Origin of the sequence: Chitinophaga sp. MM2321 (assembly GCF_964033635.1) — a bacterium.
GTDB lineage: Bacteria > Bacteroidota > Bacteroidia > Chitinophagales > Chitinophagaceae > Chitinophaga.
The window spans coordinates 2,144,457-2,158,561 of sequence record NZ_OZ035533.1 but is presented as its reverse complement, the minus strand read 5'-3'; the positions used below and the strand labels follow the sequence as shown (position 1 = coordinate 2,158,561).

The 14,105-nt window shown below is 44.7% G+C and carries 11 protein-coding genes; 1 reads left to right on the top strand and 10 read right to left on the bottom strand.

Annotated features, from left to right (window positions below; translation table 11 throughout):
* Positions 1-45: 45 nt before the first annotated feature.
* From ABQ275_RS08395 to ABQ275_RS08355, 9 genes are all read right to left on the bottom strand, one after another.
* Positions 46-1,605: a RagB/SusD family nutrient uptake outer membrane protein gene (locus ABQ275_RS08395; RefSeq protein ID WP_349317837.1), complete on the bottom strand. Its 1,560-nt coding sequence runs from the start codon at positions 1,603-1,605 to the stop codon at positions 46-48.
* 47 nt (positions 1,606-1,652) lie between these two features.
* Positions 1,653-4,652: a TonB-dependent receptor gene (locus ABQ275_RS08390; RefSeq protein ID WP_349317836.1), complete on the bottom strand. Its 3,000-nt coding sequence runs from the start codon at positions 4,650-4,652 to the stop codon at positions 1,653-1,655.
* Positions 4,653-4,792: 140 nt separating this feature from the next.
* Positions 4,793-6,649 (bottom strand): carbamoyltransferase, encoded by a 1,857-nt coding sequence (locus tag ABQ275_RS08385; protein ID WP_349317835.1) that lies wholly within the window; start codon positions 6,647-6,649, stop codon positions 4,793-4,795.
* 5 nt (positions 6,650-6,654) lie between these two features.
* Entirely contained in the window at positions 6,655-6,804 is a 150-nt protein-coding gene (locus ABQ275_RS08380; RefSeq protein ID WP_349317834.1) for a DUF5989 family protein, read from the bottom strand.
* A gap of 21 nt (positions 6,805-6,825) precedes the next feature.
* Positions 6,826-7,215 (bottom strand): hypothetical protein, encoded by a 390-nt coding sequence (locus ABQ275_RS08375; RefSeq protein ID WP_349317833.1) that lies wholly within the window; start codon positions 7,213-7,215, stop codon positions 6,826-6,828.
* A 3-nt stretch (positions 7,216-7,218) separates the two neighbouring features.
* Positions 7,219-9,276, bottom strand: coding sequence for a hypothetical protein (locus tag ABQ275_RS08370; RefSeq protein ID WP_349317832.1), 2,058 nt, complete (start codon positions 9,274-9,276; stop codon positions 7,219-7,221).
* Between the two features lie 106 nt (positions 9,277-9,382).
* Complete coding sequence (locus tag ABQ275_RS08365; protein WP_349317831.1) at positions 9,383-11,212, bottom strand: hypothetical protein; 1,830 nt, start codon at positions 11,210-11,212, stop codon at positions 9,383-9,385.
* A 39-nt stretch (positions 11,213-11,251) separates the two neighbouring features.
* Positions 11,252-11,929, bottom strand: coding sequence for a hypothetical protein (locus ABQ275_RS08360; RefSeq protein WP_349317830.1), 678 nt, complete (start codon positions 11,927-11,929; stop codon positions 11,252-11,254).
* Between the two features lie 347 nt (positions 11,930-12,276).
* The gene (locus ABQ275_RS08355) at positions 12,277-12,576 is read right to left on the bottom strand and encodes a class I SAM-dependent methyltransferase (RefSeq protein ID WP_349317829.1); all 300 of its coding nucleotides are present in this window, start codon (positions 12,574-12,576) and stop codon (positions 12,277-12,279) included.
* Positions 12,577-12,815: 239 nt separating this feature from the next.
* On the opposite strand from ABQ275_RS08355, the gene ABQ275_RS08350 reads away from it, so the two are divergent.
* On the top strand, positions 12,816-12,965 hold the full coding sequence (locus tag ABQ275_RS08350; protein WP_349317828.1) for a GDCCVxC domain-containing (seleno)protein: 150 nt from the start codon (positions 12,816-12,818) through the stop codon (positions 12,963-12,965).
* Positions 12,966-13,029: 64 nt separating this feature from the next.
* Here the strand turns inward: ABQ275_RS08350 and ABQ275_RS08345 are convergent, their stop codons facing one another.
* Positions 13,030-13,914 carry a pentapeptide repeat-containing protein gene (locus tag ABQ275_RS08345; RefSeq protein ID WP_349317827.1) on the bottom strand — a complete coding sequence of 295 codons (885 nt, stop codon included), beginning with the start codon at positions 13,912-13,914 and terminating at the stop codon, positions 13,030-13,032.
* Positions 13,915-14,105 lie beyond the last annotated feature (191 nt).

The window sequence follows — 14,105 nt, the reverse complement described above, 5'->3', positions numbered from 1 at the left end:
CATGCCCGGAGGCATGATTAAACTATTTGTCCATCAAAATAAAAACTAGTAGCTGGGATTTTGTGTCCATCCCGGGCTCAGGCTCAGATCACCAAAAGGTATCGGAGCAAGATATTTCGGAGCAGGGTTGGTCAGTGAGGTTGGATTAATAGCATTTGGCTCCAATGTTTTGCTGCGTTCTGCCAGCACTTTTGGCAACAATTGCAGCCGTACGATATCAAACCAGCGTTGTCCGAATTCACCAGCAAATTCATAAGCGCGCTCATACACAACAGAGTCGCGGAAAGCGGCGGCAGACAAACCGGTTTTCAGCGGAAGCAAGCCTGCGCGGTGTCTCACTTCATTTATGGCGTCATAGGATGCCGCCGAAGGAGCACCGGAAGCCATGGCAGATGCTTCAGCATAAATCAGCAGCGTCTCTGCATAACGGATAATATCTGTTGTTTTATTGGTACTTGGTTGAATCGTGATAATAGAAGTATCTGTTTCTTTTACACCATCCCCTACACCATAACGGAACTTTTTGTAATAAGGATGTTTCGCATTTGTTGCGCTGCTATTCCATGGCAATAAAGTGTAGGTTTTTTTATCCGGATTCTGCTTTTTAATAACGGTATAAAAAGTTTCATCGGTACGGGTACACTTGGGTGCATTCAGGAAGAAATTAACTTCAGGATAAAAGTCATCCCAGCCACCGGAATTATCCAGTCCTGATTCTTCCAGGGGTACACAGGTAGAACCGAAGGAACGGTTGGGTACATTCCCACCCACATTAAACTGGATACTAAAAATGCTTTCTGCGTTGTTATTTGTTTTGAACACCTCCAGGTAGTCCGGTACCAGCGAAAACTTATTTGCCTTGATCACCGCATCCGCTTCAGTTGCAGCCAAAGCGAAGTTGGCTGACTGGTTCAGCGGCCAGCCGGCCATAGTTAGATACACATGTGCCAGTAACGCCCTTGATGCAAGGCCACTGGCACGTCCTACGTCAGCACTACCCGTCCATTTGTCTGGTAATAAAGCAGCGGCTTGTTTCAGATCACTTACAATAAGTTCATAGACGGCACTTACCTCTGCTCTGGGTGGTAGCACCGCAATATCAGCAGGTTTATCGACCAGCGGTACCTGTCCAAAAGTTCTCACCAGGTAGAAATAGCATAGTGCCCGAAGGAAGTATGCCTGCCCGGCTGATTTATTTTTCAGATCCATCGCACCGGCGTCTGTACCTGGTATCTTCTCATAATTTGCCAGTACGTTATTAGCCTGGTAAATGGCATTCCAGGGGCCGTTCCATTGCGCTTTGATACCCTCATTGGTACTGGTGCCTTCCAGCTTGTCGTACTCGCGCATATCCTGTTTGTTCAAACCCGGATCTGTTGTGAGGTCGTCTGCACCGAAATAGGAAGTCATTTTATTTGTAAAACCCCAGGCTCCATCTACACTCAGCTTCTGATAAATGGAAGCAACGGATGCATCCAGGTCTTTCTGCGTAGCAAAATAATTACCGGGTGTTAAGTTTCCTTTAGGATCTTCCGTCAGCTTTACGCAGGAAGCTGTTCCCAGCACCACTGCCACCGCTAAAGGCAAGAAATATTTTATATTCATAATAGTAATTTTTTAGAAAAATAGAAACCTGTGCTTTTCAATATCAACTATAAACCAAGTCTTAAACCAACAGTATATGTTTTAGGATTCGGAATGGTACCGGTTTCCAGCCCCTGCGTAATAGCATTGGTAGCATTGGTTACTTCCGGATCATAACCAGGATAATCTGTAATAGTCCATATATTCTGTGCGCTCACATAAATATCAAGACTGTGAATTCTTGCCCTGCCCAATAAATTTTCAGGGAAGGTGTAAGTCAGCGAAATATTCTTCAGCTTTATATAACTGGCATCATATACCCAACGGCTGCTGGTCAGGAAGTTGGTACTGTAATAAACAGGAACATCTGTCTGATTTTCCGGTGTCCACATTTTCAGGACATCCGTAGAAGTAGCATGGCGGGCATCACCCAAACCACCCAACGTATAAGGGGTAGTAAAGGAATAGATCTGATTACCATGTGTACCCTGGAACATTACATTCATACTGAAGTTGCCATAGGAGAAATCATTGGTAAACCCAAAACCAAACTTAGGATTACCATTACCAACCACCTGCAGATCTGCGGTATTATAGGAGTGGCTGTTATCTACATCTTCATACCTGGCATCACCCGGTTTCTGACCATACAATGCAGCATCTGCTGCCTGTGCAGTTTTCCAGGTACCGAGGAATTTGTAACCAAAGAAAGAGCCCAGTGGCTGGCCTACTTTCAGAATAGCAGCACCTGTTTGGGCAGATCCGATATTGTTTACAATCACATTATCAATATCACCGAGGTTTAACACTTTGTTCCTGTTGAAAGAGATATTAAAATTACTGGTCCATTTAAACTTGTTTCCATACACGGGTGTACCACCTACACTAAATTCAAGGCCCTTGTTTTCCAGGCTACCCAGGTTTTTCTGGAAGTTGCCACCACCATAATATCCAGGGTTCGGCTTATTGTAGAGCAGATCGGTAATCTGCCTGTTATACGCATCAGCCGTGAATGTTAAACGGCCGCGGAAAAATTCAATATCTACTCCTGCATCATAGGTCGTATTTTTTTCCCATTGCAAGGTTTGTGTTACCGGTGTTCCCAACGGGGTGGATACACTGGGTGTGTTACCATCAAAATAATAAGCAGGACCACCGCTGGTAATCTGTGCAATAGTAGCATAAGCAGGTACTGCCTGGTTACCTGTTTGACCGTAACTGGCACGGATCTTCAGACCAGTGATCACCTTTGAGCCTTCCATGAAATTTTCTTTATCCACTACCCAGCCTAATGCTACCGCAGGGAAGGTGGAATATTTCTGGGTAAGATGAGAAGATCCATCTGTACGCACAGAAGCAGTAAGCAGGTATTTATCTTTATAGGAATAATTCACCCTGCCCATATAAGAGATAAGTGCATCAGCCCAATAACCGCCTGTAGTAAGCTGTGTACCACCCAGGCCCAGGTTATAATAACCATTGTTATAGGTAGATAAATTTTTAGCCTGCACTTTTGCGTTGGTATTGGTTTTGGAAGCCTGTTCAAACAGTGCGGTCACTGTTAATCCATGATCTCCGAACCGGTTGTTATAGGTCAGGAAGTTACTGTTCTGCCAGCTCCTGTACCTGTTGGTTTCTGCCTGTGCATAATCGCCACCTGCATCTCCCACGTTGGTTTGTTTGGGAAACACGGATTGTGTTAACTGTGACTGTAACTCGTAACTGTTATTGGAAGTAAAGATCAGGTGATCGAGGATGCGATAGGTTACCACACCCGTGGCAGTAACATTGGTGGTATTTACATCCACCGCCTGATTCATGGCATTGGCTACCGGGTTGAACTGGTTGGAACCTCTGGTGGAACGGGGAATATAATTGCCATTCTCATCCTTTACCGGAGAGGTTGGATCCCACTGGTATGCCTGTGCAAAAGGATCGGTAATATCTCCGCTATAACCGGTATTATGGCTTTGTGGCAATACCGCCGTGATGTTTACTTTCAGGTTTAACCGGTCATTTAATTTTGCATCAACATTTGCTCTCAGTGTATTTCTCTTATACCACTGGTTAATTAATATACCAGGTTGATCCAGGTGGTTAAAGGAGAAGAAATACTTTACGCTTTCAGATCCACCGGATACGCTCAACTGGTAATTCTGTACCCATGCTTTTTGTGTGACTTCATCCTGCCAGTCAGTCCCTTGTTTTCCAAGAAGATCTTTTACTTCCTGATCCGTGAATGCCGGTGCGCCGGTAGAATCTTTATAGAAGGAAGCTTTGTTTGCCTGTACGGCAAAATCATAGGCGTTCAGTAAGCTCAGCTTCTTGGGGATGCTGGCTCTGCTCAACCAGGTACTGAAGTCAACCCTTGGCTTCCCTGATCTACCTGTTTTTGTAGTAATGAGCACTACACCGTTAGAAGCCCTGGAACCATAGATAGCGGTAGCAGAAGCATCTTTCAGGATCTCCATAGACTCGATATCCGAAGGACTCACCGACTCAATGTTTCCACCGATATAGCCGTCAATAACATACAACGGATCATTGCCGCCACTTACAGAACTGGCGCCCCTGATCCTCACGCTCAAACCTTTCCCGGGCTGACCGCTGTTACTTTGAACTGTTACGCCGGAAGTAGTACCCTGTAACGCCTGTTCAACTCTTACCAATGGACGCTTGGCAATGTCTACGGCTTTCAGTGAACTGGTAGCGCCAGTTACATCCCTTTTTTTCTGGGTACCATAACCCACTACTACCACATCGTTCAATGACCTGGCATCAGGTTTCATCTGAACAGATAATGGTGCACTTCCATTGACCGGTATCTCCTGTGTCAGATAACCGATGTAAGAAATGATCAATACCGGGGAAGCCTGCTCACCGGTTGCAATTTGAAATGCACCCTGAGCATCAGTAGGACTTGAAAGGTTAGTACCTTTTATTCTCACAGTAGCGCCGGGTAATGGGTTACCGGAATCGTCCAGTACTTTACCTTTTGTCAACTGCGTTTGGGCATAGGCCTGAAGCAGGCCAGATGCGAGGAACATCAGCAATAATAATCTTTTCATAACGCGAACGATGTTTCGATTGATAAAATAATACCCTGCAAGTAAGCACGACAGGCCTAACAACAGACCTAATTATGAACTAACTGCGGCATTAGTGTTGAGTTTTTTTTAAATAATGTTGCATAACGGCCCTTCATTTATTAGTCTGCTTCAAAAGAAGTGAGTAGATCAGGAGATAAAACCTGCTGATGGCTGCGATCAAATAGGTAATTACCTATTACGAGATAATCCATCTCTGTACGCATGAAAGCGAGGTAAGCATCCTGTGGTGTACAAACAATAGGTTCTCCTCTTACATTAAAAGAGGTATTGATCAGCATACTGCAACCTGTAAGTTTTTTAAAATTATTAATAAGCTGATATAGCTTCGGATGAAGTGTATTATTGACGGTTTGTAAACGGGCGGAATAATCCACGTGTGTAATAGCGGGTACCGTTGAACGCACCTGGTGTAGCCGTTGATAGATATCTTGTTCCCCTTCACCGGCTGCTTCGGATTTTCGCTGTGTTGTTTTAAGTGCAGCTATAAATAACATATAGGGAGATGGTGCAGCCGTCTGAAAATAAAGGGTTGCATCTTCCTCTAAAACTGCCGGTGCAAAAGGCCGGAATCCTTCCCGGAATTTTATTTTAAGATTGATGAGTTGCTGCATACCGGTATTCCTGGGATCAGCCAGGATACTCCGGTTACCCAGTGCGCGGGGTCCAAACTCCATCCGGTCCTGGAACCAGCCCACTACTTTTCCATTGGCCAGGTGATCACTTATCAAAGTCGTCAGAGCATTAAAGTCCGTGATCTTTTCTCCCACTGCATCATATCTGCTGATCATCTTCCTAATATCCGTTTCGCTATAGGCAGGTCCGAGGAATGCTCCCTGCATAGCATCTTCTCCCGGTACTATTTCTCTCGCCTGTTGCATGCCGATATAAAAAGCGGCGTAGGCAGCACCTAATGCACCACCGGCATCACCAGCCGCCGGCTGTATCCAGATATCTTCAAAGATTCCTGTAGCTGCAATTTTACTGTTGGCCACACAATTTAATGCCACCCCGCCTGCCATGACCAGGTGACTACTTTGTGTAATTTCCTTTGCGGTACGCGCCAGCGCAACAACTATTTCTTCCGTTACCTGCTGTATGGCCAGTGCCAGGTTCATATGATCCTGCGTGAGGGCCGACTCCGGCATGTGGCGGGGCAAGCCAAACAAGGCTTCCCATTTATGATCGGCTGTCATACGGAGCCCCGTGGCAAAATCAAAATAGTCCATGTTCAGTAACAGGGAGCCATCACTTCGTATATCCACCAGCGTTGTAATGATCTTTTCCCTGAATAACAACGTTTGTGCGGCATCGGGCTGCCCATAAGGAGCCAGTCCCATTAATTTATATTCCCCGCTGTTTACTTTAAACCCCAGGTAATAAGTAAAGGCGGCGTACAGCAAACCCGGCGAATGGGGGAACCGAAGCTCCCGCAGAATTTTCACTTCATTCCCTTTCCCATGGGCAATGGTAGTGGTTGCCCACTCTCCTACACCATCTACGGTGAGGATAGCGGCTTCCTGAAACGGTGAAGGATAAAATGCGCTGGCAGCATGTGATAAATGATGTTCGGGAAAATAAAGTGGTAACCTGTCATCGCCTCCGAGTTGACGGAATGCTTTACGCAACAGTTTTTTCATGAACACCTTATCTTTCATCCATACCGGTATAGCCGTCAGGAAACTGCGCCAGCTGCGGGGCGCAAAGGCATGATAGGTTTCCAGTAGTCTTTCAAATTTCAGCAGTGGTTTATCATAAAAGGCTGCTGCAGTGAGTTCATTAAAATGGATACCCGCTTCCTGCAACACATAAGTGATGGCATTCACGGGGAAAGACGAATCATGCTTTATCCGCGTAAAACGTTCCTCCTGGGCCGCAGCCACTATCTTTCCGTCTATTATCAGCGCCGCTGCACTATCATGGTAAAAGGCGGATATGCCAAGAATGATAATCTTCAATCGCGTTAAAATAAAGTGTAAATGAAAGGCGCCAGCGCCGACACACTGGTTAAGGCCACCAAGGATGCCAGCAGCAGCAACATAATAATTAATGGAAGCAGCCAGAATTTTTTACGGGTCCTTAAAAAGTAAAACAGCTCTCGCAGAAATTCCATGTCGTATGAATTATGATCGTTTTAAAATGTATGGAGCAGGTCTTCTTTCGTATATACATGCTCCCGTTTCACCATCACGGATTCCCTTCCCCGCTTAAACTGCCGCAGCTGCAAACTATCTTTCCCGCGCAGTTTATGCCATAATCCTACCGGTAATACTACCACCATAAAAATAAGTGTCAATAATACACGTATATTTATCTCCCCTAATATCTTTGATAATCCAAACCAAATCCAGGCTAATGGAAACCACAGGCGTGGTAATATCATAGTGATCGCCATACAGATCAGGGCAGTGGTCACAAAATGAAAGTTCCTGTAGTATAAAACGGCTACTATAACTACCAGCACGGCCACCTGGCCAAACTCCACACATTGCTGACGGCTCACCCGGCCAAATACTATCTTCATGATCTATATTTTTTTTAACTGGCTTTGTAATAATAATGCGTCCTTGTCGGCAGGTGCGGTGTGCAGTACTTTTTCTACATACAATGCGGCTCCATCCTTATTTCCCATGCGGTAATATTTAGCAGCGATCTGATTCAGCACAGTTACGTTCAGGGGTTGCCTGGCAGCCTCCTCCTGGAGTTGCAGCACCTGGAGCAGGTATGTTTTTACAGGCTGTAAGTCAAGCTGTTGCTCATTATGCGCGATGGCATAATCCAGGTAGGGCAACGCAGCTTTGCTACGATCCAGTTTCAAACAAAGCACAAAAAGATTCCTTGCATTATCAAAGGAAGGAGCTAGTGCAAACGCTTTTTTAAAATATACCAGCGCATTGTCAAAGTCATTTAGTTTACCAAAGTAGTTGGCGGCCTGCTCATAATAACCGGGGTCTGTGGGATGTTCCAGTGCCAGCGCCTCTACTACTGTTCTGGCTGCCGCCAGTTGACCGCTCCTGTTATAGCTGTCGTACAGCTGTTGCATGGCAGTGGCCCAGGAAGTATGTCTGAATGCCACTTCATAGGCAAGTTGCTCTTCGGGTGTAGCAATCAGCGTAGTATCTGTGGCATGCCCCGTATTAAAAGGCCAGCTTCTTTTGAGGTTGGCAATTTTGTAGGCGCCTGCCAGCGAATCAACCACTGTTATCGGCATGGCTTGCTGCAGTTGCGCAAAGCTCATCTCATTTTCCGGCTGCACCGTAAAAATGCCTTGTTGTTTCATCGCATTATAAAATACATCCGACAACAACGCATACCCTTTCAGGTTAGGGTGTACATGTTCCAGCACCAGCTCCTTCCCAATAATATGACTGCTGGTGGCGGCTTCAAATGCGGCATGAGCATCTACCAGGTGTGTATTTTTATATTTACGGCATAGTTGCAGGATGATTTCATTCAGCTTTGAGGGCGCCCGGAAACGCAGGGCATCCAGGTCGCGGGCTTTGCTGAAATATACTTTTGCAGCGGTATTATCCCCCTGATGCATTTTCAGCAAACCGAGGTAATAATTACAACCAGCATGTGCTCCATAAATATTATTGGCAGCCAAAAAACCACTCAGCGCCGCCAGGCTGTCCCCTCTTTGCAGCAACTGCTCAGCCCGGGTATATGCAGCCGCGAAACCGGGATATGACACACTATCTACCGGCATGCTGATAAAAGGAAACAGGTCCTTCTCGCTGGATACCAGATTGCTGATGAAAACAGGCACGTGGGCCCCATTCAGCAATTGTAACGTTTGGTCCATATTGGTGCTGAACTGCCTGATCCCCCTTTCATACAGCACAGATCCATAAGGAATCTGCTGTTCCGCCACCATCAGTTCCATCCGTGCCTTACCGCTTTCCGGGCCGGCAGCACGCCCCGGAGAAGTTATCTTATCCAATACATTTGCAAACAGTTGTGTTAACCTGAACTCCCGCAGTTTTAAGATCGTGTGGATGATAAAAGGATTACCGGCAATTTTGTCTGTGCTACCGGCGCCCAGGCAACCATAATACTCGTTATGCCCTGTATAAATAAGCACGGCATCAGGCTGGTAGTGTACCAGCTCTTTCGCAAATCCCGCCACCGTATAGGAATTTACCGCCGTCAATGACAGGTTGATGATCTCCAGTTCCTTATCCGGACAGGTATGCATTAAACGATACTGCAAGCAACGGTGAAAAGAGCCATTATGAAAATAGGGGTAACCAATTGTAGTAGATTCTCCCAATACAAAAACCCGGAGGGTGTTTTTATCTTTTATCTTCTTAAATATTTCACTATTGCCGGTAGTGGCGATCTGTTGGTTGGAAAAATATCTCCGGGAAGCATCCGGGTTCAGTACATAATAGTTTTTATCCTGTGGAGAGGTGATAAACAGCCGAAGGTCATAGCCATAGTTAAAAGCCCTCAATATTAACTCTATTCCAACTATCAGTAAAAAAGGTAAAAGCATGCTGATGGTTTTAAACACCAGCATGCTTCTTTTTTGTAATAAAACGGCCTGAGTGCCAAGATCGTGGAATCTCTGAGTCCTATTCATTTCAATGCAATTTATCCGTGCAGCCTTAACAACAGCACTAATAATGCACTAACCGGGAGATTAATAAAGGAATTAATAAAGAATTTATCGGGATTGGGTCACCACATTACTTATCCCCCGAGTAATCATTAAACACATGCGGGAAATCTTCTCCATACATATGCTGGTACTCCTTGGCAAATTTGTTGAAGGCAGTTTTAGCGAGAGAATGCCGACCCAGCAAAATCAGGTTGCTGCATTTCAGGTGGAGCGCCTCTTCATTCACGGGATCGAAAAGGAAGATACTGTCTGCGATCTCAATTAAGAATTCAGGATCGGATCTGAACTGCACAGCAGCCTCTGATAAGATATTGAGGGCCAGGTTGGAGATCTCCGACTGGAAATCTTCCAGCCAGGTATAATTGGCATCGGGCAGGAATGAACCACGATGGATGATCCCCAGCAGGTCACGTACCGGCTGTTCCTGCAATGGCCGGGGCATTTGCAGCAGTACTTGAAAATCAGCCAGATCCATCCGGATATCTTCGGTATTGTATTGTAAACTCCAGCGGTCGGCCTCCTTCACAAAAGCACAGGTGCCCAGTTTGTCGAGGATGGCTTTGAGTTTCACCATATTCACAGAACGGTTGTTCTGTGCTTCCTTGTTAGACTTGTCACGCCAAAGGGTAGCGTATAGTCTTTCAGAGGAAATGCCCCTTCCGGATCGTACGGTATAAATAGCTAACAACAGGAACAATTCTTTGAGCAGCGGAGTGAAGTACTTCGTAATATCCTGTCCTTCTTTGTCTTGCACCTCAAAAGGGCCAAAGAAAAAGATGTTGCCTTTTTTTGCTACCGGTTCGGCTATCGTTACGGCAACAGGCGGTGTTGCAGGTATTACTTCGGGCGATACCAGCGGCGCCACGGGCGACTGCGAAGCAGGTGCGATCAAGGCTTGTGATGCCCGTCTGCGGCGTTTATAAAACAGGAACAACCCTACTGCTCCCACGGGGATCAGCAACAGGTAATACCAGGAAGAAAACCAGCTTAGCCCCGAAGTGGCTGCTATTATTGGATTAGGAGGGAATTCCAGGACATATACATTTACGGCTGTCACATTTTCCTTGGAAGTATAGAGCGTAACTGCCACCAGCTTTTTACTTGTTTCGCAGTAATACAGGTCGGCGAAGGATTTGATATCATGAAAAGAATAAGGGATGGTATTGGCCACCGGCTGATACGTTGGTTTCAGCAGGGAGCCCTGGATCAACTGAAGAGAGGAATTAAACTTGTCATCCGGGAAGATCAGGGCATAATATTCCTTTGCCACCGGGTCAATTACCAGGCTGTTGGCAAAACAGAATTGTGCAGCAGGTTCCGGTAACTGGTAAATTTTATTGAAAGAATGGTCTTTTACATCGTAGGATACCAGGTCATAATAGTGTCTTGGGTTTACGACCTGGTTACCACTGTTGCTGCCATAACCCCCAAGGATATACGCCGTATCTCCTGTTGGTGACGTTCCCAACGCCGACAGATACCTGGGCGTCAGCCGTGCTCCCTTGACTGGAACGGAGTCCCATGTCTTACTGGTAAAAGAATATCGCTGTACGGTGTTCTTATAGGTCATCTGCCCATAACCACACATGATATACAAAGCATCATCTGTTGATGAAATAAATTTATTGGCCTGCCAGTACACCGTGAGTATGTCCGGTGTATAATTCATCTCCCATTTTTTACCAATGGTATCATAGGCGCCCACTTTTTTATGGTCGATGTAAAAATTATAGAGTTTGTTGTTAAAAGGATTAAAGACAGACTGGTTACCGGGCAGCAGTGTATCCAGTTTTTGTGATAACCGGGTTCCCTCCAGTTGCTCGTTCTTAAAGCGTAAATCATACAGCGAGTCCTGCGACACAATGTACAGCACCTCTTCATTTTTATCAAAGGCCACACTGGGCAAGCCTTTTATCTGCCAGGTGTGCAGCAGCCGCTAGTTCTGGTGTTTGGGTCCTATCCAGTTGGCATTCCTGATCTCAGCCTTCTTTCCTTCTACTTTATCGATGGCTGTATTGCCCGTATCTCCCGACAATGGCCAATGGTACCTGATAACATTATCTTCCTTTATGACTATATTTTTCAGATTCATAGGTGGTATGTCCACCGTTTGAAATCCTTCAAACGTGTTGGTACCAAAAAAGATCCTGGTACATAGCGGCGTCCCGGATTTAACGGGGCCCTTACCAATGAATTTATTATTTACAAGGATGGAGATCTCGTTATGTTGCAGATCAAAGCGGATGGTGAAGTTGATCCAACTCCCAAACAACGCCACCGAATCAACGGCAAAGCTCCTGGAGTAACTTTCTCCTATCAGGAAATTAAAGGTTCGTTCCTTCTGATTATAAACAAGGTCAATGTTCTCATTATTGGCAGTGATCAATCTCAGCACATATCCGAAGTAAGTTTCCTTATATGGCACGAAGTTCAGATCAAATGAAATGGCTGCATCCTTCCTGAAACACAAGGGTCCTGATGGCGTGAGGTTTAGCGATGTCCGCCTTTCCTGCACAACTTCATGACTAGAAAAGCGTAATCCATAGGATTGAGCATAACCTGCAATTTCGAACAGATGAATAGATAAAAATAGTAAAAGGATAAACTTCCGCATACACCGCTAAAAGACAAAAATAATTAACTATTTAATATTTATAGATCTAAGCCTTCGCGGAATATACAAATAATAAACAAATTAAACCTTATTTATACGCTAATGATCAAGGACTGAATAAGGTATTTTATGTCATATTCAGTCCTTGATCATTTCTTATTGCAAGCAGGATGGTAGTCAAAATTAAGTCCGGTTACTTTACCGGATTATGCTCATGGAACTATCAGATCCTTTTAAAGGAACAGCATAAGAAATGTTGTATTGTCTTAAAGGGAGTTATATGATTTTCGGTGATACACTTTAGCTTCTCAAAGCCATTACTTAGCTGACCAGCCAATGTTTCTTCACTATATAACATCCTGCACCAGCCACTTTACCAGGGCTGCTTTTTCTCCTAATCTTAGTTTTGCCCGTTCCAATGCTTTGGTCGAAATATCTAACACTGTAATGTTCGTAAAGCCTGCTTCCAACAGAAAGTCAACGAGCTTGCTGTCACCACTGCCAATATCAATAATGCGGGCTGTTTTCGGAACATTACAGGAAAGAATTATATCGAGAGAAGTTCGTGGCACTTCCTGTGTCCAGCTTACTTCTGATGAAGATTTTGTATTATAAACATTTTCCCAATGGTCCTTGTTCTGTTCCATTTGCACATCATTTAGTATACAAAGGTAATAGATATGAAATTCTTCAGGATTTCAATAAAATTAATTGATGATATGTTCTATTTTGCTGAGGGAAATACGGATCAGATTTGATAAATCATTATAAAGCAACTAATATGAAACTAAAATATTATCCGTTTTGGGGTTGTTTTATATCAAACCACAAAACCATTCTTCAATCAACTTTTACCTGCCCTTACTGTGGATATAAAAAGGAAGAAATGATGCCTACTGATGCTTGTCAATACTTTTATACCTGCGAAAACTGTCATCAGCGGCTTAAACCCAAGACCGGCGACTGTTGCGTATATTGCAGCTATGGGACGGTAAAATGTCCGCCTGTTCAACAAGGGGATAATTGTTGCCACTAACGGTATTAACTGTCGATCCGCCCGGCTTAAAGCATCCGGTTTTTCGACCCAATACTTCCCTTTTCTATGATGTCAGCAACGTGATACCTGTTAAATCTACTTTCCCGTTTTTTTTCAGGAACTCGTAGGTCATCCGATCTGCCTGACAGTCAATAAACCGGACCCATTTCAAACGCTTGTTTTTAAAGAAAGTGTTAATAAGCGTTGCCTGCCGGAATGTCACCATATCAAAGGCGCAGTTTTCAAAAGAACAGTCCTCCAATCTACCCTCGAAAACGATATTGTCAATCTGTGTAGTAATAAAAGAGGTCCGGTTCCACACTGCATTTGCAACTGTACTATTCAGGAAGGCGCCGGATTTAAATTCCACTCCGGTAAAATTGGCGCCAGTGAAATCGCAGCCTTTGATATAGCTCCCTGAAAATGCAGCTTCATTCAGGGAACAGTTCTTAAACACATTATCCTCTAAGTAAGACCTCTGAATATGGCTGCTGCTGATATTGGAACCTGAAAAATCACAGCCTTCAACATTATTGCTTTTCAGAAGAAGTCCAGACAAATCTGAACCGATAAACCTGCAACGCTGGATATTGGAGGAGCTCAATTTTTCATGCAGATTTTCCACCCCGGAAAAATCGGCGTCCACCCAGCTCTCGCCCGACATATCCCAGCTACGCTTTTTCTGCTGCTTTCCGGATGGCTGTTCAGGCTCAACGGCTACCTCCTCAGCAACCTCAGATGGGAAGCTTTCTGAAAAATAGTTAAGATCAACACCCAGCATTTCCGCGAGACGGTTAAAAGTAGTGATGTCTGGCATTGATTCTCCCCGCTCCCACTTTCCAACTGCCTGGGCACTGATGAATAAACGCTGAGCAAGCTGGGCTTGAGAAATATTTATTTTCTTTCGTGCTTCGGCAATTTTATTGCCGATCATTCTGGTATTTAACATACGTACTATTTTGACACCAAAGATATTCAGATTCATCTCCAGAATCAGCAAAAACACAAGCACTCTTAGTTGTAATTACGCAACTTATTGTTGTTATTTAACAACTATCCGTAGTGTATCCCGGGATTTAAGGTGAATGCTCTTTTTGGGACAGAAAGTATATACACCGGAAGCAGGTTCTACCCCCCCCC

Bases quoted from the DNA above. Each gene is read 5' to 3' on its own strand.
- ABQ275_RS08390 (WP_349317836.1), bottom strand. From the start codon at position 4,652: ATGAAAAGATTATTATTGCTGATGTTCCTCGCATCTGGCCTGCTTCAG.
- ABQ275_RS08360 (WP_349317830.1), bottom strand. From the start codon at position 11,929: ATGCGGAAGTTTATCCTTTTACTATTTTTATCTATTCATCTGTTCGAA.
- ABQ275_RS08355 (WP_349317829.1), bottom strand. From the start codon at position 12,576: ATGGAACAGAACAAGGACCATTGGGAAAATGTTTATAATACAAAATCT.
- ABQ275_RS08375 (WP_349317833.1), bottom strand. From the start codon at position 7,215: ATGAAGATAGTATTTGGCCGGGTGAGCCGTCAGCAATGTGTGGAGTTT.
- ABQ275_RS08370 (WP_349317832.1), bottom strand. From the start codon at position 9,276: ATGAATAGGACTCAGAGATTCCACGATCTTGGCACTCAGGCCGTTTTA.
- ABQ275_RS08395 (WP_349317837.1), bottom strand. From the start codon at position 1,605: ATGAATATAAAATATTTCTTGCCTTTAGCGGTGGCAGTGGTGCTGGGA.
- ABQ275_RS08380 (WP_349317834.1), bottom strand. From the start codon at position 6,804: ATGGAATTTCTGCGAGAGCTGTTTTACTTTTTAAGGACCCGTAAAAAA.
- ABQ275_RS08350 (WP_349317828.1), top strand. From the start codon at position 12,816: ATGATGCCTACTGATGCTTGTCAATACTTTTATACCTGCGAAAACTGT.
- ABQ275_RS08345 (WP_349317827.1), bottom strand. From the start codon at position 13,914: ATGTTAAATACCAGAATGATCGGCAATAAAATTGCCGAAGCACGAAAG.